Consider the following 24,827-nt stretch of genomic DNA (forward strand, 5'->3'; position numbering starts at 1 on the left):
TAGGTAGCTATCTTCTTCATGCCCCGTTGTCCTTCAAAACATGCCTGAAGCAGCCATGTGCACGGTTTTCCAACGCCAGAAATGTGTCATCAAAAGAACAATTTACCGTTCATCGGTAAATTGTGGACGTCATATAGCGGTTTTCTTGACACTGTCATAATGACATTACACATTGGTATTAATGCTTTTACACAGGGATCGTGCATAGCGGCCCCTAGAGGTCATTCAGGATGAATCGAGCTGATGATGTGGCCAATCTGTTCCAGCGTTTTGGTGCGAGCTCCGAGGGTTATCTGGAGGTCGACGACAGCCTGGATTATCAGGAAACGCCCACAGCCGGTAGGTCTCCCGCTGCGCCCTCACGCATGACCGATCAACCGCTGCCCGAGCAGACTTGCGCGGCGCAACCGGCCGAAATGGCCGGTACGGCACCTGACCTCCTGATGACCTCGACAACCAAACGTGCCGCCTCCGGTGCCTTGGCGAATCTGCTCGCCGAGGCTGCCCAGGCACGCCAGGCTGAAGCGCAGGCACGTAACAACGAAGCCCTGACTCAATCGCTGCTCAAGGGCCAGCCACCGAGAACATCGGCGCGCGTGATCGCAGTGGTGTCGGCCAAGGGCGGTGTGGGTAAAAGTACGCTCAGCGCGGCATTGGCCAGCCTGGTCAGAGTGCCAGGCGCGCAGACGCTGGCGATCGACCTCGATCCGCAAAACGCCTTGCAGCACCACCTCAATGCCAGCCCGGATGTCGCCGGCCTCGGCGTTGCCAGCCTGAGCGGCGAAAACTGGCGCGCGTTGCTGCTGACCGGCTCCTGCGATACACAGGTTTTGCCGTATGGCACGCTGCCGCTCGATGAGCGCCGCTCCCTTGAGCACTTTCAGGAAAACGATCCGCACTGGCTGGTCCGTCAGATCGCCCGCATGGAGCTGGATGTCCGTGACGTGGTGATTCTCGATGTGCCATGCGGTGACCTGCGCATGTTGCAGCAGGCGCTGAATGCCGCCAGCCAGGTACTGGTGGTGCTGACCGCCGATGCGGCGTGTTACGCGACGCTGGATCAGATGCAGGGCTGGCTCGAGCCGGTTCTGGCCGGGCCGCAAGCGCCAGCCTGTGATTACGTCATCAACCGGTTCGACGCTTCGCGCACCTTCAGTCGCGACATGCACGACGTCCTGGCTCGACGTCTGGGCGAGCGGCTGCTGGGCGTCATTCGCAATGATTATGCGCTCGCAGAAGCGCTGGCTTACGGCCACAACGCGGTCCAGGTGCCGAGTGCCTCTCCCGGCACTCAGGACCTGCGCGTGCTGAGTAATGTGCTGATTGCCCGACTGCTGACTCAGGACGTAGAAGAGAACCGATTGTCATGACCAACCTGTCGCTCGACGCGTCCGTACCCCGGACGCGCTCATCATTGTGGCTGCATGCTTTGCTGACATGGTTCGGCGGTCTGTCGACGACCCTGCGACGCGCCTTGAAAAGCGTGGCGATTGTGGTCGGCCTGCTGCTGATGGCGCTGGTCGTCACCGTGCCACTGGACCTCTATGCACAGTGCTTTTTTGCCCTGGCATGCTTCGCCGCGATGCTGGTGATTCGCCGGATACCGGGGCGTATATCGGTACTGACGCTGGTGACCCTGTCGTTGCTGGCTTCGTTTCGCTACATGTACTGGCGCCTGACCTCGACCCTGGATTTCGACAACTGGCTGGACAGCCTTTTGGGCTACGGCCTGATCATCGCCGAGTTCTACACGCTGATCGTCATTGTGCTGGGTTACGTGCAGACGGCCTGGCCGTTGCAGCGCAAGCCGGTGATCATGCCGAGCGATTCCAGCCAGTGGCCGACCGTCGATGTGTTCATTCCGTCGTACAACGAGGCGCTGAGCATCGTCAAACTGACCATCTTTGCCGCCCAGTCCATCGACTGGCCACGCGACAAGCTGCGGGTCTATGTGCTCGATGATGGTCGTCGCGAGGATTTTCGCGAGTTCTGCGAACAGATCGGCGTCGGCTACCTGACCCGCGGCGACAATCGACATGCCAAGGCGGGCAATCTGAACGAAGCGCTCAAGGCCACGAATGGCGAGTACATCGCCATGTTCGATGCCGACCACGTGCCGACCCGCTCCTTTCTGCAGGTCGCCATGGGCTGGTTTCTCAAGGACCCGAAACTGGCGATGCTGCAGACGCCGCACTTTTTCTTCTCGCCCGATCCGTTCGAAAAGAACCTCGATACATTCCGCAGCGTGCCCAACGAGGGCGAGCTGTTTTACGGTCTGCTGCAGGACGGCAACGACCTGTGGAACGCGACCTTCTTCTGCGGCTCCTGTGCAGTACTGCGTCGCTCGTCGTTGCTGGACATCGGTGGTGTGGCCACTGAAACCGTGACCGAAGATGCACACACCGCGCTGAAGCTGAATCGGGCTGGTTACAACACGGCGTACCTGGCGATTCCCCAGGCGGCGGGGCTGGCGACGGAAAGCCTGTCACGTCACGTTGCCCAGCGCATTCGCTGGGCGCGGGGCATGGCGCAGATCTTTCGCACCGACAACCCGCTATTGGGCAAGGGCCTCTCGCTGGGCCAGCGGCTGTGCTACGCCAACTCCATGCTGCACTTCTTTTACGGCCTGCCGCGTCTGGTGTTTCTCACCGCGCCACTGGCGTACCTGCTGTTCGGTGCCGAAGTCATGCACGCCTCGGCATTGATGATCACTGCCTATGTGTTGCCGCACCTGGCCCACGCCAGCCTGACCAACTCGCGGATTCAGGGCCGCTTCCGCCATTCGTTCTGGAACGAGGTCTACGAGGCGGTGCTGGCCTGGTACATCATGGGCCCGGTGCTGATGGCGCTGGTCAATCCGAAATTCGGTGGCTTCAACGTGACCGACAAGGGCGGCGTGGTCGAGGAGAAATTCTTCGACTGGACGCTGGCGCGGCCTTACATCGTGCTGCTGACGCTGAACGCAGTGGTCTTCGTATTGGGCATCTACAGCCTCTACCAGCTGGGCTGGAATAACGATGCGATCACCCTGACCATCGTCATCAACATGGCCTGGACGATCTACAACATCATTATTACCAGCGCTGCGATTGCAGTGGCCAGCGAGATCCGTCAGGTGCGCACTGAGCCGCGGGTCCAGGCCAGACTGCCGATTCGCGTTACCCGTGCTGACGGCGTGGTATTCGACGCCGTGACTCAGGACTTTTCGCAGACCGGCCTTGGGCTGGTGCTGCCCGCCGACTCGGGCATCGACAGTGGCGACAGCATCACGGTGTCGCTGTATCGCGGTACGCAGACCAGTCATTTCCCCGCCACGGTGATGTTCTGCCGCGACGGCTATCTGGGCACTCGCTTCGATGATCTGTCGCTGCGTCAGCAGAGCGAACTGGTACGCCTGACCTTTGGCCGTGCCGACACCTGGGCGTCGACCTGGGGGCACGGCAAGCCGGACACACCGCTGTCTGCGCTACGCGAAGTCAGCCATGTCGGTGTTCGTGGCGTCGTCGAGTTGCTCAAGGCCACTCGCAAGGATTTCAGCCGGTTACTGCCAACACGTAAAAAACCCTCCCCACCTCCCGCACTTTGATGGATTGAGTAGTCATGACTAAACGGTATTTTTTCGGTGCCGAGCGGTTCGCCGTTCGCCGCTCATGGGCCCTGCTGGCTTGTGCGTTGTCCGTGCTCTCCACAGGGGCGGGTGCAAGCGCTGCTGAAACGGCGGGTGCCAACGAGGGTTACAGCGTGACGCTGCAACAGCTGGGGCGCAATTACCCGATGAACCTGCGCGGTGTGGAAGCCACCGACAGCGTCAACTTCAACGTGCGCGCCGATCAGGTGGTGACCGGCGCAAGCCTGTCGCTGAGCTACAGCTATTCGCCGGCGTTACTGGCGGACCTGTCGCAGATCAACGTCATGATCAACGACGAAGTGGCCGCGACCCTTCCGCTGCCCAAGGACGGCGCCGGCAAGCCACAGACGCAGGTGATCGAGATCCCGCCGCAGATGATCACCGAGTTCAACCGCCTGAGCCTGCAGTTCATCGGCCACTACACGATGAGCTGCGAAGACCCCAAGCATTCCAGCCTCTGGGCGCGGATCAACAACGACACGCGGCTGGACATCCGGGTCACGCCCTTCGCGCTGCCCAATGACCTGGCGATTCTGCCGCTGCCGTTCTTCGACCGCCGCGATGACCGTAATGTGAACCTGCCGGTGGTGATGGGCGCAGCACCCGATAACGCGACTTTGGAGGCGGCAGGCGCGCTGGCGTCCTGGATCGGCGCGGCCAAGACCCGCTCGCGTATGGCCAGCTTCCCGGCGCACTTCAATGAGCTGCCGGCCAAGGGCAATGCGCTGGTATTGCTCAAAGGCGACGGTCCGTTGCAGCTCGGCGCATTGATGATGCCAGCGCCGAAAGGCCCGACCCTGACGATGGTGACCCATCCCAACGACCCGAACAGCAAGCTGTTGGTGATCACCGGGCGTGACTCGGCGGAGCTCAAGCGGGCAGTCAATGCGCTGGTAGTTGGCGGTCAGAGCCTGGTCGGCAGCAGCGCATTGATCGAGCGTGTCGACATGCTTGCACCGCGCAAACCATACGACGCGCCGAACTGGCTGCCCAGTGATCGACCAATCAAACTGGGCGAGCTGATGCCTGCCAACAAACTCAACGTCTCCGGATACGATCCGGGTGACATCACCGTGCCGTTGAACCTGCCGCCGGACCTGTTCAGCTGGCGTGAAGACGGCGTGCCGTTGACTCTCAAATACCGCTACACACCGCAGGAGCGCTCGAACAATTCGTCGATCATGGTCAGCCTCAACGACACGCTGATCAAGGCCGAGCCGCTGCCGTCGATCGAGAACCTGAACAACTCGATCGTCTCGCGACTGACGGGCGGCGATGACACGATCAGCCGTGAAGCGCATGTGTACCTGCCGCTCAACTCCGCGGCCCTGCAATCGCGCATGCAACTGCGTTACATGTTCGACTACCTCAAGCAGGGCGAATGTGGCGACATCATCATCGATAACATGCGCGGCAGCATCGATCCGGAATCGACGCTGGATTTCAGCGGTTACGACCACTTCATGGCTATGCCGAACCTGGGCGTGTTCAAGGATTCAGGGTTTCCGTTCACACGCCTGGCTGACCTGTCGCAGACCGCTGTGGTGCTGGCTGATCAGCCGAGTGCCGAAGACGTCAGCGCTTACCTGAGCGTGCTGGGCCGTTTCGGCGAGTCGACCGGTTACCCGGCGACCGGTGTGTCGGTGATCAAGGCGGCGCAGATCGCCAGTGCCGCCGACAAGGACATTCTGGTCATGTCCTCGGGCAGTGATCAGCCTTTGCTCAAACAGTGGGCCGACCGTTTGCCGATCTCCGGCAATGCTCAGCAACAGGGCTTCGAGCTTTCCGATCTGGCCTTCCGCCTGCGTGACTGGATGAGCCCGGACCCGGATGAAAACCAGCGTCGGGCGCGGGTCGCCATGGCGTTCTCCAGCGACGTGCGCAGCACCTTCCTGACCGGTTTCGAATCGCCGCTGCACAAGGGACGTAGCGTCGTGCTGATCTCCAGCGGTCAGCCAGGCGGCATGAGCGACGTCGCCCGTGCGCTGAGCAGCAGCGACAAGGTACAGGGCAGCCTGGTGGTGGTGCGCGGCGATTCGGTCGAGGCGCTGGTTGCCGAGCAGAAGTACTACGTCGGTGACCTTGGGCCGCTCAAATACGTGCAGTGGCTGATGTCGCGCAACGTGCTGTGGCTGCTGCTGGTGTTGGCCGTGGGTGTGGTGCTGGTGACCGGAGTTGCCTACCTGACCCTGCGCTCGCTCGCCAAGCGCCGTCTGGAGCAGGAATAAGCCATGCCGCTTCGTGCACTTAAACTGCGCCGCGCCTCCGGCTGGCTGGTCGGCCTGCTGGCGTCGGCGACCCTGACGCCGGTGCTGGCGAACAGCGCGTGCGACGCTGCGACCTGGCCGTTCTGGCAGGACTATGCCACGCGCTACGTACAGGCCGACGGCCGGATGCTGGAGTCGAGCCTGAAGGTCAACCACAGCACCTCCGAAGGTCAGTCCTACGGCATGCTCTTTGCGCTGGTGGCCAATGACCGCGCGCGCTTCGATGCGCTGTGGACGTGGACCGCCGCGAACATGGCGGGTGCTGACCTGAAGACGCGTCTGCCAGGCTGGCTGTGGGGGCAGGGCGAGGATGGCAACTGGACGCTTCAGGACGCCAACTCCGCGTCCGATGCCGACCTGTGGATCATCTACGCGTTGCTCGAAGCTGCACGCGTCTGGCAGCACCCGGCCTATCGCGACGATGCGCTGGCCCTGCTCAAGAACGTGGAGTCGCGGCTGGTGGTCAATCTGCCGGGGCTCGGCAAAATGCTCCTGCCCGGCCCCGAAGGTTTCGTGCAGCCGGACCATCTCTGGCGCTTGAACGCCAGCTACCTGCCCATTCCGCTGTTGCGGCGTCTGGCGAAAGAAACACCCGCCGGTCCCTGGAAGGAAATCGCCGACAACACCGCCAAGCTGATCGACGCATCGAGCCCCAAGGGGTTCATCGCCGATTGGGTCGGCTACCGCGGGACTTCCCCGAAAAGCGGTCTGTTCGTGGTCGATCCGGGCACAGGCGAACTGGGCAGCTATGACGCGATTCGCGTCTACCTCTGGGCGGGCATGACACCTGCGTCCGATCCGTTGGCAGCACGCCTGCTGGTCCGGCTCGACGGTATGTCGAGCAGCACCGCGTCCAGCGGCACGCCACCGGAGAAAGTCCAGGTGGTCAGCGGTACACGCGAGGGCCAGGGGCCTTTCGGTTATTCGGCGGCGCTGTTGCCGTACTTCCACGCCAAGGGTCAGACCTGGCTGGCTGAACAACAACAGCGCAGGGTCGAAGCCGGGGTCAGCCAGGCGCTGGCCCGTGACCCCAAAGACCGCACTGAACCAGCCTATTACAACCTCATGCTCAGCCTGTTTGCCTTGGGCTGGGTCGAAAAACGCTATCAGTTCCGTGAAGACGGAACGCTCAAATTATCCTGGGAGACGTCATGCCCGCGCGCCGCCACACGTTAGTCATCGGGTTGGTTGCCGCGATCGCAGCCAGCGTTTCTCAAGCCCAGGCCGCCACCGCCGAGGCGCAGCTGATCGAACAGGGCCAGTACTGGCAGGCTCGCTCGAACCCGGTGCGGGCCGCCGAGATATGGCAGAAGGTGCTGCAGATCGAGCCCAATCAGATCGACGCCCTGTATGGCATGGGCCTGATCGGGGTCAAACAGAACAAGCCGCAGCAGGCGCAGACGTACCTGGCTCGTCTGCAGGCCCTGTCGCCAGCGCCGTGGCAGGCGGTGCAACTGGAGCAGGACATTGCCCTCGGGCAGCCGCAGAATCAGGCCTTGCTGGATGAGGCCCGACGCCTGGCCGATGCCGGTGAGCGCGACAAGGCGACCGGGGTCTTTCGCCAACTGTTCAACGGCCGTTTGCCCGAAGGCAAGGTCGGGCGCGAGTACTACACCAATCTGGGTTTCAACAGCGCGGACTGGCCCGAAGCGCGCAAGGGCTTCGAACGCTTGATCCGGCAGAACCCGGACGACTCGATTCTGGCGCTGTTTTTTGCCAAGCATCTGGCCCGTCGCGAAGACACCCGGGCCGAGGGGATCGCTGCGCTGGCGCGGCTGAGTACACACACGGACATCGCCGGGGATGCCGATCAGAGCTGGCGCATGGCGCTGGTCTGGACCGGTCCGCCTACGGCGGCGCAAGTGCCGCTGTTCGAGGCGTTCCTCAAGGCCCATCCCGATGATCAGGACATTCGTGATCAACTCAACAAGGGGCGTCAGCAGCCAGCCGGTGGCTGGCAGCAGGATCCACTGGTGGCGCGTGGGCTGAAGGCGCTGGAGCGAAATGATCATGCCGCAGCCGAACAAGCATTTGCCGCGCGCCTGAAAACCAAGGCCGATGATGCCGATGCGCTGGGTGGGCTGGGCGTGGTCCGCCAGCAACAGAATCGACTGGCCGAAGCCGAGCAATTACTGACCCGCGCGACTCGCCAGCCCGGCGGTGCACGCTGGAAAGGCGCCCTCGAGAGTGTGCAGCTCTGGACATCGCTGCAACAGGCCCGCGACCTGCAGGCCAAGGGGCAGATCGGCAAGGCTCAAGAGTTGCTGGCCCAGGTGCAGCGGCAGAACCCGAACAGCATCGATGTGCGTTTGACTCAGGCCGATCTGCAGGCCCAGGCCGGTCAACTCGATGCGGCCCAGGCGGGCTATCGTCAGGTGCTGGCGACCCAGCGCGGCAATCCGCAAGCGGTGCGCGGACTGATCAACGTATTGGCGCAAAGCGGCCAGGCCGATGAAGCGCTGCGCCTGCTCGATACCCTGTCGCCTGCCGAACAGGCTGCGCTGGGTGACAGCGGTCGTTTCAAGGCGTTGCGGGCCACGCAGACGGCACGACTGGCCGAGCAACGTGGTGATCTGCGCGCCGCTCAGGCGGCCCTGAAGGATGCGGTAAAAAATGATCCGGACAGTGTCTGGACCCGCTTCGACCTGGCGCGTCTGTACCTCAAGACCGATGAGGCGCCCAAGGCTCGCGCGCTGATCGACGAGCTGCTCAAGTCTCGGCCCAACGATATCGACGCGCTCTACACCAGTGCGTTGCTGTCGGTGGAGATGGGCCAGTGGCAAGAAGCCCAGGCCACCTTTGCGCGCATTCCTGTCGACCAGCGCACCCCGGACATGAAGGCGCTTGCCGACGAAGTCAACATGACCGTGCAGATCAACCTGGCCATCGGTATCGCCCGGCGCGGTCAGCGTCAAGAGGCGCTGGCGCTGCTCGATCGCCTGCAACCGGTTGCCAGCGGCAGCCCGGAACGTCAGCTCACGCTGGCCAGCGCCTACATCGACGCCGGCGAGCCGGAGCGTGGTCGGGAAATGGCCCGCGCCGCCATCGCTCAGGCACCTGCGCAGTCACCTGATCTGCTGCTGCAATACGCCAGTCTGTTGCTCGCGGCGGGGGATGACGTGCAGGTCAATGCGATCCTGCGCACTGTGCAGGGGCAGCCCATGGGCGTGCAGACCCGTAAACGTTTCGACGACCTGCTGTATCGCTACCGCATTCGTCAGGCCGATCTGCTGCGTGAAGGCGGCGATCTGGCCGGCGCGTACGACACGTTGGCCCCGGCCCTGGCCCAGCGTCCGGACGACATTCAGGCGGTGTCGGCCTTCGCCCGGATGTACACCGCCAGCGGTGACAGCGCCAAGGCTTTCGAACTCTACAAGCCGTTGTTGCAGCGTAAGCCCAACGATCCGCAAGTACTCCTGGGGGCTGCCGATGCAGCCGTGAAAGCCCATGATCATGGCTTTGCCGAAAAGGCCCTCAGCCAGTTCCGCACCTTGCAGCGCAACGACCCGCAGAGCCTCACCGAGGCTGCGCGCATCTACCAGAGCATGGGGCAGACCGGTGCAGCCACCGAGTTGCTGCGCAAGGCTGTGGCCATCGAACAGAGCGAAAAACAGCGTCTGATGGCTACGCAGGGCGGGGCGGGTGTTACCTCGTCCAATCCGTTCGCGGCAAGCGGTTCACGCGGTCTGGCCGCAGCGTCGGCGATCCCGGCGCCGGCGCAGGTGTCGCTCAGCGGCGGAGCGGCGACGGACTTGCCGACCACGCGTGGCACCGCCTATCCCGGCCAGAACGCTGCACAGCAACCGTTGTCTGCCGGACGTGCGCAAAGCGTGCGTGACAATCCGTTTCTGGCCGCCGCCGACCGCGATCAGGCCAGCAGCGCACAGCAGGCGCTCAATCGTATTCTCGAACAGCGCAGCGGCTTCGTCCGCCAGGGCCTCGCGGTGCGCAGCAATAACAGCGAGTCCGGCCTGAGCAAGCTCACCGTGGTCGAGACGCCGCTGGAGATCAACATGCCGGTCGGCGATAACCGCGTGGCCGTGCGCGTCACGCCGGTGTCGCTGAATGCCGGCAGTGTGAAGTCCGATGCGGGCGCGCGCTTTGGCGGTGGAACGGCCGGCGCAGCAGGTTCGCAGAGCGACAAGGGCGTCGGTCTGGCGGTCGCCTTCGAACGCCCCGAAGAGGGCCTAAAAGCCGATATCGGCACCACGCCCGTGGGCTTCAAATACAGCACGGTCGCAGGCGGCGTAAGCGTCGACCGGCCGCTGGGCGACAACCCTGATCTGCGTTACGGCCTCAACGTGTCACGGCGTCCGGTGACAGACAGCGTGACCTCGTTTGCCGGTTCCACCGACGAGCGCAGCAGTCTTTCCTGGGGCGGCGTGACCGCCAACGGCGGCCGCGGGCAGATCAGCTATGACGATCAGACCATTGGCGGCTATGGCTACGGTTCCTGGCACAAGCTGGTCGGCACCAACGTCAAGTCCAACACCCGTGGCGAAGTGGGTGGCGGTGTCTACTGGTACTTGCGCAATGCCGAGGACAGCAAGCTGACCGCGGGCCTGAGCCTGATGGGCATGAGTTACGCCAACGACCAGAGTTACTTCACTTACGGTCATGGTGGCTATTTCAGCCCGCAGAACTTCTATGCCATCGGCGTGCCGGTGATGTGGGCGCAGCGCACCGAGCGCTTCAGCTATCAGGTCAAGAGTTCGGTCGGCGTCCAGCACTTCAAGCAGGACGGCGCCGCATTCTTCCCCGACGACAGCGCTCTGCAAGCGGCTTCCGGTCAGCGTTATTCAGGGCAGAGCAAGACCGGGGTCGGCTACAACCTCAGCGCGGCGGGCGAATACAAGCTCGATTCCAGTCTGTTCCTGGGCGCCAACCTGGGCCTGGACAACGCCCGTGACTATCGCCAGTTCAGCGGGGCGCTGTACCTGCGCTACATGTTCGAGGACGTGACTGGCCCCATGGAGCTGCCGGTCAGCCCTTACCGTTCACCTTATTCCAACTGATTTCTGGAGAAATTCGATGCCTTCCGTTCTTGCCGGTATGACCCTTCTGGTCCTGGGAGAAAGCCACATGAGTCTGGCCGACCACCTGATGGAGCCGCTGCATGACAACCTGACCCGTCAGGGTGCGATCGTGCATTCGATTGGCGCCTGCGGAGCCAGTGCCGGTGACTGGCTGATCAGCAAGAAAGTCGATTGCGGCGCCGAACAGAAAGGCGACGGCAAGATCGTCATCAAGGGCCGTGACGCGACCACCACGCCGATTGGCGAACTGATCGCTGCCGACAAGCCCGACCTGGTGGTCATCGTGATTGGTGACACCATGGCTTCGTACGACAAACCTTCGTTTCCCAAGGCCTGGGCGTGGCAGAGCGTGACCGGCCTGACCAAAGCCATCGCCGCCACCGGCACGAAATGTGCGTGGGTCGGCCCGGCGTGGGGCAAGGCCGGCGGCATGTACCAGAAGAACGATGCGCGGACCCAGTTGATGTCGCAGTTCCTGGCCACCAACGTAGCACCCTGCACCTATATCGACTCGCTGAGCTTTTCCAGGCCAGGCCAGTGGATCACCACCGACGGTCAGCACTTTACCGTGGCCGGTTACAAATCCTGGGGCACCGCGATTGGTGATGCACTGGGCAAACTGCCGGTCAGCAGCGTCAGCGCAGCAGGAGCTAGGCAATGATCGCCTTGCGCCTGATGGCCGCCAGTGCGGCTGCCGTATTGCTGGGCGTGCAAGCGCAGGCGGCCGACATCGCCCTGTATCCCACCGGTCCTGCGCAGGACTCGGCGTTCATTCGCTTCGTCAATGCCGCCAACGCGCCGCTGCAAGTGATCGCCCGTGAAGGCCAGGCGCCGTTGCAACTGGACAGCGCAAAACCGGTTTCAGTGTTTTTCCCGGTGCAGGCCAGCAGCTCGATAAAAGGCACGCTGGTCAGCGGCGATAAAAAGCTGCCGATGGACGTCAGCGTTGAGCCCGGCGAGTTCGCCACCGTCGTGCTGACCGCGCAGGCCGACGGTGGCCTGAAACCGGTGACCGTCCGCGAACAGCCCGATGATTTCAACGGTTTGAAAGCCTCGCTGGCGTTCTTCAGCCTGGATGCCGGGTGCAGTGAGGCGAGCCTGCGTCCTGCCGGTCGTAGCGCCGACCTGTTCAAAGCGGTTCCTACGGGCACCCAGCAACGTCGTTCGATCAACCCGGTCAGCCTTTCTGTGCAACTGGTTTGCGCCAACGCCGCTGTCGGCGCGCCGCTGGACCTGGGCGAGCTCAAGGCCGGCGAGCGCTACAGCGTGTTGCTGGTGCCTTCCGCCACAGGCCCGCGCCTGCTGTCGGCCACGGACACGTTGTCCAACTGATCAGGCTCTGTCGTCGTCATGGTATTTGCCTCGCTCGAGTTTCTGATGGTGTTCCTGCCCGCTTTTTTGCTGGCCTACACGGCGAGCCCCGCGGCGTGGCGCAATGTCTTCCTGTTGATCGGCAGCTGGTTGTTCTACGGCTGGCTGAGCCCGCTGTTTCTGGCGCTGCACATGCTGCTGACCGTGGTGGCCTGGGTCGGCGGTCTGCTGGTCGACCGGGCGCGGCAAGGCTCGAAAGGGCGAGTGCGGCTGCTGGTGGCGTTGATCGTGTTCAACACCGCTGTGCTGTGTTGGTACAAGTACGCCAACATCGTCGCCGGCACCTGGAATGAACTGATCACCTGGTATGGCGCGATGCCGCTCGATTGGCAGCGTGTGGCGCTGCCGGCCGGGCTGTCGTTCATCGTCTTGCAGGCGATTTCCTATCTGGTGGACGTACACCGGCATACCGTGCCGGTCGAGCGCAGCTTCATCAATTATGCGACCTACATTTCGATGTTCGGCCACTCCATTGCCGGGCCGATCATTCGCTACGACTGGGTGCGCCGTGAACTGGTGCAGCGTTACTTCACCCGGCAGAACTTCGCCCTGGGCGCGCGGCGCTTCATGATCGGCATGAGCATGAAGGTGCTGGTGGCCGATACCCTGTCGCCGCTGGTCGATGTGGCCTTTCACTTGCCGGCCCCGTCGCTGATCGATGCGTGGCTTGGCTGCCTGGCGTACTCGCTGCAACTGTTCTTCGATTTCGCCGGTTACAGCGCCATGGCCATCGGCCTGGGACTGATGCTGGGCTTTCACTTTCCGGAAAACTTCAACCGGCCTTATCTGGCCCGCAGTATTCAGGATTTCTGGCGACGCTGGCACCTGTCGCTGTCCAGCTGGCTGCGCGATTACCTGTACATCGCGCTGGGCGGTAATCGGCACGGCGTCTGGAACACCTACCGCAACCTGTTCCTGACCATGGCCATCGCCGGTCTGTGGCACGGCGGTGACAGCTGGAATTACCTGCTCTGGGGCGCGGCGCATGGCGTGGCGTTGTGCGTCGATCGCGCCTGGTCGCGCTCGAATCTGCCTGCTGTTCCAAGACCGCTGGCGCACCTGCTGACATTGCTGTTTGTGTGCCTGGCGTGGACGCTGTTTCGCGCCCCGGACTTTGCCACCGCGATGAACATGTACGCCGGGCAGTTCGGCCTGCACGATCTGGGTTTGGGCGATGCGCTGGCCGTGACCTTGCGCCCGGCACACGGCATGGCCGCGTTACTGGGCGTGGGCTGCGTGCTCGCGCCGCTGCTGCAGGCTCGCTGTGAGCAGCGTTTTGGCAACCGGACGCTATTCGTCTATGGCGCCGCGCTGTGGCCGGTGGCCGGATTTCTGCTGTCGTTCGCGCTGATTGCCAGCCGCGAAACGGTTCCGTTTCTGTACTTCCAATTCTGAGGCCGGCGCCCATGACTACTCCGTCTGCTGTACCGCCTCCACCCAGTGAACTGGCCGTGCGCACCTGTGGTGTGGCGGGCATTACCCTGGCGCTGTTCCTCGGCGTCGGCTTGCTTGCCTCAGGCATGCTGCTGGTCAGCGGCAAGGTCGAGCTGCTGCCCAAGCCGCTGACCCTCGACGCAGCGCTGCACGGCGAGGTGACTCACCAACTGGCCAAACAGCTGTCCGGGACTTTTCTGGCCCGGCATGCGGCCAATATCGAGCGCGGCGCGAGCTGGCTGCTGTTCCACGACACCGGCCCGCGTGTGCGCCAGGGGTGTCCGGGTTGGTTGTTCCTGATCGATGAGTTCAGGCTCAACCGCGACGCACAGGCCAATGCACAACGCAAAGCCCTGGCGGTGATCGCTGTGCAGCGCAGCCTCAAAAAACGCGGCATCGAATTGTTGGTCGCCGTGGTGCCGGACAAGAGCCGCATTGCCGCAACCCGATTGTGCGGTCTCTATCGGCCTGACGTATTGCAGACCCGTGTCCAGCATTGGACCCAAGACCTGCAAGCGGCAGGCGTCGATGCCCTGGACCTGACCGCGCCCCTGCAGCCGCTGGGCGAAGCAGCTTACCTGCGCACCGATACGCACTGGAGCGAGAGTGGTGCCAACAGCGCCGCCAGAGCCATCGGTTTGCAGGTGCAAAAAGCCGGCATTCAGGCCACTCCGCAGCGTCAATTCCAGATTCAGACGTTACCCATTGCCGAACGCCCCGGCGATCTGGTACGCCTCGCCGGGCTCGACTGGTTGCCATCGTCATTACAACCTGCGCCGCAAAGCGTAGCCGCCACGCAGATCACCGAGCTTGCCAGTGAATCAGCGGCGGGCGGCGATAACCTTGACGACCTGTTCGGCGACAGCAACCTGCCCAACGTCGCGCTGATCGGCACGTCGTTCTCGCGCAATTCGGGTTTTGTCGGGTTTTTACAGCGCGAACTCGGCGCCCCGATTGGCAACTTCGCCAGGGACGGCGGCGAGTTCTCGGGCGCTGCCAACGTCTACTTCGACAACCCGGCCTTCCGCCAGACGCCGCCCAAACTGCTCATATGGGAAATCCCCGAGCGGGATCTGCAGACGCCTTATGTGGTTATCGAGCCTGTCGAGCGCAGTGCCACAGCAACACCGGGAACCACGGCCGTGAAATAAGGCCGGGATTATTTGAGACGCGGATCGACCACAAACTCCAGCTCTTTCGCCGTCGCCACAACGGCCCTGAACTCCGGGTGCTGGACGTTGAGCAGGTAGTTGGACTCGCGTGGGATGATCACGCTGGGCACCGCCAGTGCCAGGCTTTGAGCGGAGGCCAGCCAGTCGTCGCCGAACGAGGCGGTTGCCGGTGGCGCGGGCTCTTCGCGCCAGTCGCGGGGCAGGGTGTCCGGGCGCGCATTGAGGACGTGCTCCTCGGCAATCTGCAGTTCAAGCATCGTGTAGTGCTGAGCCACAGTGGCGTTGTTCAGGTGCACCAGCACTTCCAGCAGGGCCAGTGACTCGCTGCCCGCGCAGTACACGCAGGCGTTGCCCTTGCTGTTCCAGCGTCCGCCATAGAGCTTGGCGCCTTCACCGTCGAAGGCCTGCGCCAGCCATTTGCGCTTGACCAGTCGATAGACCGCTATCACGCCACGACCCCGTGTTCCAGGCGGCCGATCAGGTCAAGCACTGCCTGCGCCTCTGCCGAGGTCGCGAGCATTTCCAGCGGCCTGCGATTGCCCAGCCCGTAGACCGGGTTGGCCAGCCACAGACGAGTCGCTTCGGCGTCGTTTTCGAACAGGTCCAGCGCCGCCTTGTACACCGCTGCCAGGCGGAACAGCCGATCGCTTTCTTCGGCATTGAAGCGGCGCACCTTGAGGCGCCGCTGCAAGGTTGCCGGCGCGATGCCCAGATGCTCGGCGAGGGTCGAGCGGTTCAGGTCGGTGTAATGCGCCAGACGTTCGAAGACTTCATACGGCAAGCCGTCATGCAGCGCCGAGTAGAGCCGCGCACCTCGTGCGGGGATACCCAGGTGTTGCCAGAAATCGTCCTGCCGGGGCAGGGCCGGATAGTAGTCGCTTATGGGCAAAGACATGGCGCACCTGCCTATCGAATGATTGCTATTGAATCTATCAATTGATAATAGGCACGTTTCAGACGTCGCGATAGTGATTCACGGCAACTAATAGCGAATAAAACTACAGAAACTCCAAAAATCACCGACTTAAGCTATAGGTTTAGTTTGAATGCTGCTGATCTCGCGTTATAGGCTCGAAGTCAGTCGCTTCCGATGGTGCCGTTAAACGTATACGTGCTGTCCGCCGTGGTCAGCCTGATTTTCCTGCAGTGAGAACCACACGATGTCCACGCTTGCGCTATTGATATGCGATGACTCGAACATGGCGCGAAAGCAGCTGTTGCGCGCGCTACCTGAAGGCTGGGACGTGTCGGTCACGCTGGCCACCCAGGGGCAGGAAGGCCTGGAAGCGATTCGTAAAGGACAGGGCCAGGTGGTCCTGCTCGACCTGACCATGCCGGTGATGGACGGTTACCAGACGCTGACGGCGATTCGTGCCGAAAACCTCGACGCCAAGGTGATTGTGGTGTCGGGCGACGTGCAGGACGAAGCCGTCCGTCGGGTCATGGAGCTGGGCGCGCTGGCGTTTCTGAAGAAGCCTGCCGACCCGGACGAACTGAAAAGCACACTGGAGCGCCTTGGCCTGCTGGGCAAGCCTGCGGCGTCGCCGGTTGCACTGCCAGCCCTCAACAACAAGGGCGGGGTGATCAGCTTTCAGGATGCCTTCCGCGAAACCGTCAACGTCGCCATGGGCCGTGCAGCGGCGTTGCTGGCCAAGGTGCTGGGCGTGTTCGTGCAGTTGCCGGTGCCCAACGTCAACATGCTTGAAGTCGGCGAGTTGCACATGGCGCTGGCCGACGCGCACAGCGATCAGCGTCTGACCGCAGTGTGTCAGGGCTACATCGGTGGCGGTATCTCTGGTGAGGCGCTGCTGATTTTTCATGATTCGGAGATCTCCGGAATCTCGCAGCTGATGGGCGGCGATCACTCCGACAGTTCCGACATGGAGATGCTGCTCGACCTGTCCACGATCCTGATCGGCGCCTGCCTGAGCGGGATTGCCGAACAGATCGACATTGCCTTTTCGCAAGGCCATCCACAGTTGCTGGGTGCGCAGGGCGGCATCGACGAGCTTATCCGCATCAATCAACAGCGCTGGAAAAAGACCCTGGCGGTCGAAATCAGTTACAGCGTGGAAGGCCACAATCTGCATTTCGATCTGCTGATGCTGTTCACCGAAGATTCGGTCGAGCTGCTTACCAAAAAACTCGCCTACATGATGAGCTGACCCATGAGCAACGCTATTGAAATCAACGAGCTTCATTGGTTGCTGGCCGTCACGCAGAACATTGACGTAGGCATCGTGGTGCTGGACCTGAACTACCGCGTGACGGTCTGGAATACCTTCATGGAAAACCGCTCGGGTGTGGTGCCCTACGTGGCAGTCGACAAGACCTTTTTCGAGATTTTTCCGGAGGTCAACGCGAAGTGGTTCAGCAAGAAAATCGATAACGTCGTGACCCTCGGCACACCGGCGTTCACCATCTGGGAGCAGCGGCCGTATCTGGTGCGCTTCAAGAACTATCAGCCGATTACCGGGCAGGAGGAGTTCATGTATCAGAACACCACCCTGTTCCCGCTGCGTTCGACTACCGGGGCGATCAGCCATGTGTGTCTGGTGATCTATGACGTCACCGACGTGGCGGCCAACCGCAATCAGTTGCTGGCGGCCAACGACAAGCTGCAGCAACTGTCGGGCTCAGCGAAAAGCTGACCCGCGCCCGGGCTTGGCGATGAATGAAACCGGCACTGCGGGCTTGATCCCGCTCGTGCTAGGATCGCGATTTTTCCGCTGACGCTCAGGGACATCATGCGACTTCAAGCCACCCTCACTGTTTTGCCTGTCGAGCGCCCGCTGGTCGGGCGTGTCAGCCCGCCGGGCTCCAAGTCGATCACCAACCGCGCATTGTTGCTGGCCGGGCTGGCCAAAGGCACCAGCCGCCTGACCGGCGCGCTGAAGAGTGACGACACGCGCGTGATGTCCGAAGCCTTGCGTCTGATGGGCGTGCAGGTCGACGAGCCGGATGACAGCACCTTCGTGGTCACCAGCAGCGGGCACTGGCAGGCGCCGCAGCAGCCGCTGTTCCTCGGTAATGCCGGGACGGCGACACGCTTTCTGACCGCGGCACTGGCCAACTTCGAAGGCGACTTCGTGGTCGATGGCGACGAATACATGCGCAAGCGCCCGATCGGCCCGCTGGTCGACGCCTTGCAGCGCATGGGCGTGGAGGTCAGCGCACCCAGCGGTTGCCCGCCGGTGGCGATCAAGGGCAAGGGCGGTCTTGAGGCCGGTCGTATCGAAATCGACGGCAACCTGTCCAGCCAGTATGTGTCGGCACTGCTGATGGCCGGTGCCTGTGGCAAGGGGCCTGTGGAAGTTGCCCTGACAGGCAGCGAGATCGGCGCACGTGGTTACCTCGACCTCACGCTGGCGGCCATGCAGGCGTTCGGTGCCGAGGTTCAGGCCATCGGCGACGCCGCCTGGAAAGTCTCGGCTACAGGTTATCGCGCTACGGATTTCCACATCGAGCCGGATGCCTCGGCGGCCACCTACCTGTGGGCTGCGCAAGCGTTGACCGAGGGCGCTATCGACCTGGGCGTGGCCAGCGACGCGTTCACGCAACCCGATGCGCTGGCCAGCCAGATCATCGCCAGCTTCCCGAACATGCCGGCCGTGATCGACGGCTCGCAGATGCAGGACGCGATTCCGACGCTGGCCGTACTGGCCGCCTTCAATCGTCAACCGGTGCGCTTTGTCGGCATCGCCAACCTGCGGGTCAAGGAGTGCGATCGCATCTCGGCACTGTCCCACGGCCTGTGCGCCATCGCACCTGGCCTGGCGGTCGAAGAGGGTGACGATCTGATCGTCAACGCGAACCCGGCGCTGGCAGGCACTACGGTCGATGCCTTGATCGACACCCACTCCGACCATCGTATCGCCATGTGCTTTGCGCTGGCGGGCCTGAAGATCGCCGGCATCCGCATTCTCGACCCTGATTGCGTCGGCAAGACCTACCCAGGCTACTGGGATGCGCTGGCCTCATTGGGCGTCACTGTTCAGCGCTGACCGCAGGAGCAGCGGCCGTTTTTCAAATTCCGAAAAACGGCTGCATCATCCGCGCCAGCAGTCCCTGAAAACGCAGCTTCGATTCAGTGGCCAGCACGCAAATGCACTCCCGGTCAGGGTAGGCGATGGGCTGGTGATGGATATGGCTGTCCAGATCGGCCACATCGTTGAGTCCGAACTCTCCCTGCACGTCGTAATACGCGCCCTTGAGGACCATGGTCATCTCGCCGCTTTCGTGGCTGTGGACCGGCATGCTCACGCCGGGGGCGATTTTCAGCAGCATCAGGTTGCCCTGTTCGATGCCTTCGGCGCGTACTCGTTGTACGCCGGGGATCAGGGTCTTCCATTTCAGCGTGCTCAGGTGTCGACCAAAATGCGCCTGCATGCAGACCGGCATCAGGTCCGGGTCCTGATTGGCCGCCGGCATTGAGTGCAGGGCGGGCACAAGCCCCGCTTGCTGCTCGTCAAGCCGCGCCAGCATGGCCGATCTGCCCTTGAGCGGCACCACACTGCTGGTGTGCTGCTGCATCAACACACCGCCAATCGCCTCGGCCTGCCTGAGCCGCGCCCGGCACTCGGCGCAGCGTTCCAGATGCGCGGCAGTGACTAACGAGATGACCTGCGACAGCGCCCCTGCGGCGTAACTGACCAGCGTGGCGTCGTCCGGATGATGTTGTGGACCCATCATGATTCCTCTATCCGCGAGCGCAATTTTTGAAACGCCAGGCGCAGGCAGGACTTCACCGTGCCGAGCGGCATACCCAGGCGTTCGGAAATCTCCCGGTGGCTGAGCGCTTCGAAATACGACATTCGCAACACTCGGGCCTGATCGGCGGGCAGGTTCTGGATGGCGATGTTGAGTTGTTGCTCCTGGCGCTGGCTGTAATCGAGTGTTCGATCTACCGGAGCCTCCAGACGTTCGAGTTGTTCCAGTGAGTTCTGCACCTGCACCCAGCCACGGTCCTTGCGCACACTGTCGATGTACAGGTTGCGTGCGATGCGAAACAACCATGTCCCCAGGCTGGCCTTGGCCGGGTCGAACGAGTCGGCCTTGTGCCACAGTTTGAGCAGCACCTCCTGCACCAACTCTTCGGCCTGACCTTCTGGCACATTCAGCCCGGTGAGGTAGCGCAACAGGCGCGGAGCGAAGTGATCGTAAATACGCATGAAGCTGTCGCGGTCCCTCTGGCGGGCCACGGCGGTGACTTCATCGATCCAAAGTCGGGTGATTGTCGATTCGCTGTGAGAGGGGGACAAGTGACAGAAGGTCCTGAGACTGGCAGTTATGCGCATGATCCACCTTCTGATCACCATTGTGTGGGTTTGGTTCGCGATGCATAGGTGTTACGTAGCGGGATGGGGAGTGGATCACAGGGGGGCGGTTGCGATGGATGTGGCAGATGTTGCGTTTATGGATGGCGTTACTGGCTTACCCAGTCTTCTACTCGCAGCCCCTCGACGCGCCGGAATTCACGCTGATTTTTAGTGATCACCACCAGGCCTAGAGAGCGGGCGTGTCCGGCAATCATTTGATCGTACGGGCCGATCGGTGTGCCCGATCTAGCCAGTTCGGCTCTGATCATGCCGATATGAGCCGCCGCGTCGCTGTCGTAAGGGAGCACTTCAAGACGCGCTGTGAAACCCTCTACAACGGCAAGGTTTCTTTCGGGGCTCAAAGGCTTTTCTGCGCCGTAGACAAGCTCCATCAACGTGATCGCGCTGATACATAGCTGTCCGTGATGGAGGTTGGAGGCTTCACGTAACGAAGTTGGCTTGTTCTTTATAGTGAAAATGCAAATATTGGTGTCAAGCATGTACTTGAGCATCAGAGCGATTCGCGCTGCTGTTCGGCTGGTTGTCCGCGCTCTGCCATGAAATCATCACTGACATTTTCACCATCGAACCAGCTGTTCCACATTTCACCGACGGGGGAAATAATGCGGGTTCTGCCCACGGCTACGACATCGACACGTTTCACGTCGTCGGGCAAGGCCACCGCTTTTGGCAGTCGGACAGCCTGGCTTCGATTGCTTTTGAAGACCGTGGATTGTTCCATGAGTGATTCATCCTTGGCTGATGTATCGGATGAATAAGAATGTGTTTTTTTGGGGATATGTCAACGGGATATCCCGGCCCGTTCTGTAACTTGAAATGAGGCACCAGGACACTTATTCATGACCCCCGCTTCAGGTCTTTGTAACGAAGACTGAACTCCAGCGTCACTGATTCCCCCTGCCGTAACAGCTTCAACCCCGGATGCCCAGGCAAATGATGGGCATTCACCGGGTGGCTGACGGGCTCGAAACAGAAGAAGTCCAGCCCCGGCGGGCAAAACACCAGAAAGTATTCGCTGCCGGTGGCCTGGCAGTGCAGCTCATAGCCCAGATCCGGCTGGCTGATGATGCTCTGGCCATCCCAGCCGGTGAAACCGTTGTCCAGACGTGTGTCGGGCAGCGTGTTGCCGTGACGGAAGTCCCACTCGGCGGGCAGATCCTGCAACTCATTCGGCAAACCTGCCTCGTCGCACAGCCAGACCTGCGCAGCTTTGGCCTGCAAGCGTGTGTGAGGCGTGCGTGTCAGGTAAGGGTGCAAGCCCAGGCCGTGCCACATGGCGCGGCTGTCCAGATGAGTGGTGGTCAGTTCGATGCTCAGCGTACCCTCACGCAGGGTGTAGCGCAGGTGCGCGCGGTAGGCGAATGGCGTCTGGCTGTCGAGTTGCAGGCAGACCTGCTCAGTGCTCTGTTCGATGACGGTCCATGCCTGCTGCCAGGCGCTGCCATGGATCGGCAGCGGGTCGTTGGCGCTGTTCGGCTCCAGGGCCAGCCAGCCGTCTGGTGTCTCGAAGCCGCCGTTGCCGATCCGGTTCGACCACGGCGCCAGCGGGTAGCAGGCCAGCCGACGGGGCGTCTCGGCCGCCAGAGCCTGTTCGTCGCTGGCGCGCAGCAGCGGTTGCCCGCTGGCCAGGACGGTCCAGTTGACGATACTGCCGCCGATGTCGGGGGCCAGTGTCAGGCGGGTCAGGCCATCTTCAAGGGTCAGTATGTTCGTGGACATGCTTCAAAGCCTTCTTGGATGATTGAGAGTCAGGCGACTGGGCGCGACGCCAGGTCAGCAGCACGATACCGCTGACGACGATCAGCCCGCCGACCACCTGACCGCTGCTGAGTAATTGATCGAGAATCAGCCAGCCAAACAGCAGGCTGGCCACCGGCTCGATGTTCATCACTGGCGCGTTGCGGGCGATGTCCAGCCGTGCCATGCAGATGAACAGCAGCGAGAAACCCAGACCGTACAAAACCACCAGACTGGCCAGCGCGGTCCAGCCAACAGAGCTTGTCGGCAGACCCACGCCACCGGGCAGCACGCCGCTGCTGCCGGCGATGGCCGCGACGACGAACACCACGGCCATGGTCAGCATGCTGCGTACGCTGCCGCGCATGCCGGCCAGTTTGTTATCGGTAATCCACAGCGCAAAGGCGAACACCACCGCAGCGGTCGACGCGTAGGCGACACCCTCCAGCCATTGCGGCTCGCTGCTGCCGGGGTTCGACAGGCGCTGTGGCACGTCCAGCGCCAGCGTCAGGCCAAACAGAATCAGGCCCATCAGGCCTGCGGCACGCCGCGTCGGCCGGGCACCGCCCAGTGCCCAGGTCAGCAACGCCAGCAGGATCGGCGAAACATTGACCACCAGCAAGGCCAGGGCCACCGGAATACGCGCTACCGCCGAGTAGATGCAAAAGCTTTGAGTGGCGATCAGCAGCCCCAGAAGCAGCTGCCACCGCCAGGTGCTGGCGGGCAGACTGAGCCTTTCGCGCTGCCAGAGCACCAGACTGGTCAGCGCCAGCAAGGTCACGCCGGAGCGACAGAGAATGGCCAGCAGCAGGCCGGTGTCATGATCGAAGGCAATGCGTGCCGCGATGTGGTTGCCGGCAAACGAACAGGCCAGCAGCGCCAGAATCAGCACAGCAATGTGGCGCGGAAACAGGGCAGGGGCAGACATACGCAAACCAGCCTCCTTGGCTGGATAACAGAGGTGCATGCCGGAGCCCTTTGAAGCGCTCCGGCAGCCTTGCAACAGAAGACTTTAGAGCACGACGCTCGGCAGCCACAACGAGATGGCAGGAATGTAGGTCACCAGCATCAGCACCAGGAACAGCGCGACATAGAACGGCACCAGCGCTTTTACCGTGGCTTCGATGGTGACTTTACCCACCGCGGCACCGACGAACAGCACCGCGCCCACCGGCGGGGTAATCAGCCCGATCCCCAGATTGACCAGCATGATCATGCCGAAGTGCACCGGGTCGATACCGACACCGACGATCACCGGTAACAGAATCGGGGTCAGGATCAGAATCAGCGGCGCCATGTCCATGACCGTACCGAGCAGCAGCAACATCACGTTGATGCACATCAGGATCACGTAGCGGTTGTCCGACAGGGTCAGGAACGCGGTGGTGATTTTCATCGGGATTTCCATCAGCGTGAGGATGTAACCGAAGCTGGCGGCAAAACCGATCAGGATCATCACGATGGAAATGGTGCGTGCCGCCCGGTGCATCAGTTTGGGCAGGTCGCGCCATTTGTAATCGCGGTAGATGAACATGGTGACGAAGAACGCCCAGAGTACGGCAATGGCTGCCGACTCGGTGGCCGTGAAAATCCCCGACAGAATGCCGCCGAGAATAATGACCATGGCCATCATGCCCCAAAGCGCTTCACCGGCAATTTTCAGTGCCTGGCGCAGCGGGATCACTTCACCCTTGGGGTAATTGCGCTTGCGCGCGAAGATCATGCACAGGCCCATCATCACTGCGCTGAGCAGCAGGCCCGGGAGGATGCCGGCCATGAACAGCGACGCGATCGACACCGTGCCGCCTGCCGCCAGTGAATAAAGCACCGAGTTGTGACTGGGTGGCGTCAGCAGCGCCTGCACCGAGCCGCTGACGGTCACTGCCGTCGAGAAATCCCGCGGGTAGCCGTTGCGTTCCATTTCCGGGATCAACACCGAGCCCACCGAGGCAGTGTCGGCCACCGAGGAACCCGAAATGGCGCCGAAGAAGGTCGAGGCCACGATATTGACCAGCGACAGCCCGCCACGCACGAAGCCCACCAGTACTGCAGCAAAGGCAACCAGGCGTCGCGACATGCCGCCTTCGGCCATGATTGCTCCGGCCAGCACGAAGAACGGAATTGCCAACAGCGAAAATTTGTTCACGCCGCCCGCAATCTGGATCATCAGTGCATCGGCCGGGATGTCGATCCACCAGGCGCCGATCAGGGCTGAAAGGCCCAGCGCGTAGGCCACCGGCATGCCGATAAGGATCAGCGCGATAAAGCTGCCCAACAGTATAAAAGCGTCCATTTATGCGGCACCTTCGCTTTCTTCAATGACGTCGAAACGCATGACCGCGCGATGACTCTGGTCACCCAGCAACAGCCTTTCCAGGACGAAGACCAGGGTCACGAGACCGCCGAGGGGGATCGGCAGATAAGAGATACCGACGCGCAGAAACGGCAGTTCGCCGACGAATTGATTCCAGGTGGTGGCGCACAGCTTGAAGCCCTTGAAGATCATGAACAGGGCGACGATCGCCATCAGAATCTGCACCACCACGCCGGCAACTCTGCGCACCTGTTGCGGCATGCGGTCCACGGCCATCGACACGGCCATGTGCGCACCGGCCCGGTAACTGGCGGCGGCGCCGAAGAAGGTAAACACCACCATCAGCAGGATGGCGGTGGGTTCCGGCCAGCTGGAACCGCTGCCGAGGATGTAGCGGGCAAAGATGCCCCAGGGGATGATCAGGGTCATGATCAACACCGACAGACCGGCAATGCCGATGCAGACCCGGTAAAGCGTGTCGTTGATGCGCAATAGCGTATTTTTCATAAGGCTCACCACTGCGGCGACG

General features: G+C 62.2%; 22 protein-coding genes. 12 read left to right on the forward strand and 10 right to left on the reverse strand.

Annotation, left to right across the window (positions count from 1 at the left end; all coding sequences use genetic code 11):
- The first annotated feature begins 230 nt into the window (after positions 1-230).
- From bcsQ to P406_RS12810, 9 genes are read left to right on the forward strand one after another with little or no spacing between them, the layout of a single operon-like run.
- Entirely contained in the window at positions 231-1,370 is a 1,140-nt protein-coding gene (bcsQ, locus tag P406_RS12770) for a cellulose biosynthesis protein BcsQ (RefSeq protein ID WP_046236364.1), read from the forward strand.
- On the forward strand, positions 1,367-3,586 hold the full coding sequence (gene bcsA / locus P406_RS12775) for a UDP-forming cellulose synthase catalytic subunit (protein ID WP_046236365.1): 2,220 nt from the start codon (positions 1,367-1,369) through the stop codon (positions 3,584-3,586). The genes bcsQ and bcsA overlap by 4 nt, the downstream gene beginning before the upstream one ends.
- 14 nt (positions 3,587-3,600) lie before the next feature.
- Positions 3,601-5,856, forward strand: coding sequence for a cellulose biosynthesis cyclic di-GMP-binding regulatory protein BcsB (bcsB, locus tag P406_RS12780; protein ID WP_046236366.1), 2,256 nt, complete (start codon positions 3,601-3,603; stop codon positions 5,854-5,856).
- 3 nt (positions 5,857-5,859) lie between these two features.
- On the forward strand, positions 5,860-7,071 hold the full coding sequence (bcsZ, locus tag P406_RS12785; protein WP_046236367.1) for a cellulose synthase complex periplasmic endoglucanase BcsZ: 1,212 nt from the start codon (positions 5,860-5,862) through the stop codon (positions 7,069-7,071).
- Positions 7,047-10,910, forward strand: coding sequence for a cellulose biosynthesis protein BcsC (locus tag P406_RS12790; RefSeq protein ID WP_046236368.1), 3,864 nt, complete (start codon positions 7,047-7,049; stop codon positions 10,908-10,910). Before bcsZ ends, P406_RS12790 begins: the two co-directional genes overlap by 25 nt.
- A gap of 16 nt (positions 10,911-10,926) precedes the next feature.
- Positions 10,927-11,592 (forward strand): SGNH/GDSL hydrolase family protein, encoded by a 666-nt coding sequence (locus P406_RS12795; RefSeq protein WP_046236369.1) that lies wholly within the window; start codon positions 10,927-10,929, stop codon positions 11,590-11,592.
- Complete coding sequence (locus P406_RS12800) at positions 11,589-12,263, forward strand: alginate O-acetyltransferase AlgF (RefSeq protein ID WP_046236370.1); 675 nt, start codon at positions 11,589-11,591, stop codon at positions 12,261-12,263. The genes P406_RS12795 and P406_RS12800 overlap by 4 nt, the downstream gene beginning before the upstream one ends.
- A gap of 18 nt (positions 12,264-12,281) precedes the next feature.
- Complete coding sequence (locus P406_RS12805) at positions 12,282-13,697, forward strand: MBOAT family O-acyltransferase (RefSeq protein WP_046236371.1); 1,416 nt, start codon at positions 12,282-12,284, stop codon at positions 13,695-13,697.
- 11 nt (positions 13,698-13,708) lie between these two features.
- Positions 13,709-14,887 (forward strand): alginate O-acetyltransferase AlgX-related protein, encoded by a 1,179-nt coding sequence (locus tag P406_RS12810; RefSeq protein WP_046236372.1) that lies wholly within the window; start codon positions 13,709-13,711, stop codon positions 14,885-14,887.
- 8 nt (positions 14,888-14,895) lie between these two features.
- Here P406_RS12810 and P406_RS12815 read toward each other — a convergent pair whose 3' ends face one another.
- Positions 14,896-15,357: an RES family NAD+ phosphorylase gene (locus tag P406_RS12815; protein ID WP_003408520.1), complete on the reverse strand. Its 462-nt coding sequence runs from the start codon at positions 15,355-15,357 to the stop codon at positions 14,896-14,898.
- Positions 15,354-15,803 carry a DUF2384 domain-containing protein gene (locus tag P406_RS12820; protein ID WP_046236373.1) on the reverse strand — a complete coding sequence of 150 codons (450 nt, stop codon included), beginning with the start codon at positions 15,801-15,803 and terminating at the stop codon, positions 15,354-15,356. Before P406_RS12820 ends, P406_RS12815 begins: the two co-directional genes overlap by 4 nt.
- A gap of 265 nt (positions 15,804-16,068) precedes the next feature.
- On the opposite strand from P406_RS12820, the gene P406_RS12825 reads away from it, so the two are divergent.
- From P406_RS12825 to P406_RS12835, 3 genes are all read left to right on the forward strand, one after another.
- A complete protein-coding gene (locus P406_RS12825) occupies positions 16,069-17,073 on the forward strand; it encodes a response regulator (RefSeq protein WP_046236374.1) in 1,005 nt (334 codons plus the stop codon).
- 3 nt (positions 17,074-17,076) lie between these two features.
- Entirely contained in the window at positions 17,077-17,559 is a 483-nt protein-coding gene (locus P406_RS12830; RefSeq protein WP_003345989.1) for a PAS domain-containing protein, read from the forward strand.
- A 96-nt stretch (positions 17,560-17,655) separates the two neighbouring features.
- The gene (locus tag P406_RS12835) at positions 17,656-18,912 is read left to right on the forward strand and encodes a 3-phosphoshikimate 1-carboxyvinyltransferase (protein WP_046236375.1); all 1,257 of its coding nucleotides are present in this window, start codon (positions 17,656-17,658) and stop codon (positions 18,910-18,912) included.
- A gap of 22 nt (positions 18,913-18,934) precedes the next feature.
- Here the strand turns inward: P406_RS12835 and P406_RS12840 are convergent, their stop codons facing one another.
- The 8 genes from P406_RS12840 to P406_RS12875 form a co-directional block, all read right to left on the reverse strand.
- Positions 18,935-19,597 carry a ChrR family anti-sigma-E factor gene (locus tag P406_RS12840; protein WP_003408532.1) on the reverse strand — a complete coding sequence of 221 codons (663 nt, stop codon included), beginning with the start codon at positions 19,595-19,597 and terminating at the stop codon, positions 18,935-18,937.
- The gene (locus P406_RS12845; RefSeq protein WP_003345995.1) at positions 19,597-20,109 is read right to left on the reverse strand and encodes a sigma-70 family RNA polymerase sigma factor; all 513 of its coding nucleotides are present in this window, start codon (positions 20,107-20,109) and stop codon (positions 19,597-19,599) included. Before P406_RS12845 ends, P406_RS12840 begins: the two co-directional genes overlap by 1 nt.
- A gap of 224 nt (positions 20,110-20,333) precedes the next feature.
- On the reverse strand, positions 20,334-20,738 hold the full coding sequence (gene vapC, locus P406_RS12850; RefSeq protein ID WP_046236376.1) for a type II toxin-antitoxin system tRNA(fMet)-specific endonuclease VapC: 405 nt from the start codon (positions 20,736-20,738) through the stop codon (positions 20,334-20,336).
- Positions 20,738-20,968: a type II toxin-antitoxin system VapB family antitoxin gene (gene vapB, locus P406_RS12855; protein WP_003414963.1), complete on the reverse strand. Its 231-nt coding sequence runs from the start codon at positions 20,966-20,968 to the stop codon at positions 20,738-20,740. Before vapB ends, vapC begins: the two co-directional genes overlap by 1 nt.
- Positions 20,969-21,084: 116 nt before the next feature.
- The gene (locus tag P406_RS12860; protein ID WP_046236377.1) at positions 21,085-21,966 is read right to left on the reverse strand and encodes an aldose 1-epimerase; all 882 of its coding nucleotides are present in this window, start codon (positions 21,964-21,966) and stop codon (positions 21,085-21,087) included.
- Positions 21,941-22,912 (reverse strand): EamA family transporter, encoded by a 972-nt coding sequence (locus P406_RS12865; protein ID WP_046236378.1) that lies wholly within the window; start codon positions 22,910-22,912, stop codon positions 21,941-21,943. The genes P406_RS12860 and P406_RS12865 overlap by 26 nt, the downstream gene beginning before the upstream one ends.
- An 84-nt stretch (positions 22,913-22,996) precedes the next feature.
- Positions 22,997-24,277 (reverse strand): TRAP transporter large permease, encoded by a 1,281-nt coding sequence (locus P406_RS12870; RefSeq protein ID WP_003421655.1) that lies wholly within the window; start codon positions 24,275-24,277, stop codon positions 22,997-22,999.
- Entirely contained in the window at positions 24,278-24,805 is a 528-nt protein-coding gene (locus P406_RS12875; RefSeq protein WP_004402549.1) for a TRAP transporter small permease, read from the reverse strand.
- Positions 24,806-24,827 lie beyond the last annotated feature (22 nt).

Origin of the sequence: Pseudomonas syringae pv. coryli str. NCPPB 4273, assembly GCF_000972175.1 — a bacterium.
Classification (GTDB): domain Bacteria; phylum Pseudomonadota; class Gammaproteobacteria; order Pseudomonadales; family Pseudomonadaceae; genus Aquipseudomonas; species Aquipseudomonas syringae.

Bases quoted from the DNA above. Each gene is read 5' to 3' on its own strand.
- bcsQ (WP_046236364.1), top strand. From the start codon at position 231: ATGAATCGAGCTGATGATGTGGCCAATCTGTTCCAGCGTTTTGGTGCG.
- bcsA (WP_046236365.1), top strand. From the start codon at position 1,367: ATGACCAACCTGTCGCTCGACGCGTCCGTACCCCGGACGCGCTCATCA.
- bcsB (WP_046236366.1), top strand. From the start codon at position 3,601: ATGACTAAACGGTATTTTTTCGGTGCCGAGCGGTTCGCCGTTCGCCGC.
- bcsZ (WP_046236367.1), top strand. From the start codon at position 5,860: ATGCCGCTTCGTGCACTTAAACTGCGCCGCGCCTCCGGCTGGCTGGTC.
- P406_RS12790 (WP_046236368.1), top strand. From the start codon at position 7,047: ATGCCCGCGCGCCGCCACACGTTAGTCATCGGGTTGGTTGCCGCGATC.
- P406_RS12795 (WP_046236369.1), top strand. From the start codon at position 10,927: ATGCCTTCCGTTCTTGCCGGTATGACCCTTCTGGTCCTGGGAGAAAGC.
- P406_RS12800 (WP_046236370.1), top strand. From the start codon at position 11,589: ATGATCGCCTTGCGCCTGATGGCCGCCAGTGCGGCTGCCGTATTGCTG.
- P406_RS12805 (WP_046236371.1), top strand. From the start codon at position 12,282: ATGGTATTTGCCTCGCTCGAGTTTCTGATGGTGTTCCTGCCCGCTTTT.
- P406_RS12810 (WP_046236372.1), top strand. From the start codon at position 13,709: ATGACTACTCCGTCTGCTGTACCGCCTCCACCCAGTGAACTGGCCGTG.
- P406_RS12820 (WP_046236373.1), bottom strand. From the start codon at position 15,803: ATGTCTTTGCCCATAAGCGACTACTATCCGGCCCTGCCCCGGCAGGAC.
- P406_RS12825 (WP_046236374.1), top strand. From the start codon at position 16,069: ATGTCCACGCTTGCGCTATTGATATGCGATGACTCGAACATGGCGCGA.
- P406_RS12830 (WP_003345989.1), top strand. From the start codon at position 17,077: ATGAGCAACGCTATTGAAATCAACGAGCTTCATTGGTTGCTGGCCGTC.
- P406_RS12835 (WP_046236375.1), top strand. From the start codon at position 17,656: ATGCGACTTCAAGCCACCCTCACTGTTTTGCCTGTCGAGCGCCCGCTG.
- P406_RS12840 (WP_003408532.1), bottom strand. From the start codon at position 19,597: ATGGGTCCACAACATCATCCGGACGACGCCACGCTGGTCAGTTACGCC.
- vapC (WP_046236376.1), bottom strand. From the start codon at position 20,738: ATGCTCAAGTACATGCTTGACACCAATATTTGCATTTTCACTATAAAG.
- vapB (WP_003414963.1), bottom strand. From the start codon at position 20,968: ATGGAACAATCCACGGTCTTCAAAAGCAATCGAAGCCAGGCTGTCCGA.
- P406_RS12860 (WP_046236377.1), bottom strand. From the start codon at position 21,966: ATGTCCACGAACATACTGACCCTTGAAGATGGCCTGACCCGCCTGACA.
- P406_RS12865 (WP_046236378.1), bottom strand. From the start codon at position 22,912: ATGTCTGCCCCTGCCCTGTTTCCGCGCCACATTGCTGTGCTGATTCTG.
- P406_RS12870 (WP_003421655.1), bottom strand. From the start codon at position 24,277: ATGGACGCTTTTATACTGTTGGGCAGCTTTATCGCGCTGATCCTTATC.
- P406_RS12875 (WP_004402549.1), bottom strand. From the start codon at position 24,805: ATGAAAAATACGCTATTGCGCATCAACGACACGCTTTACCGGGTCTGC.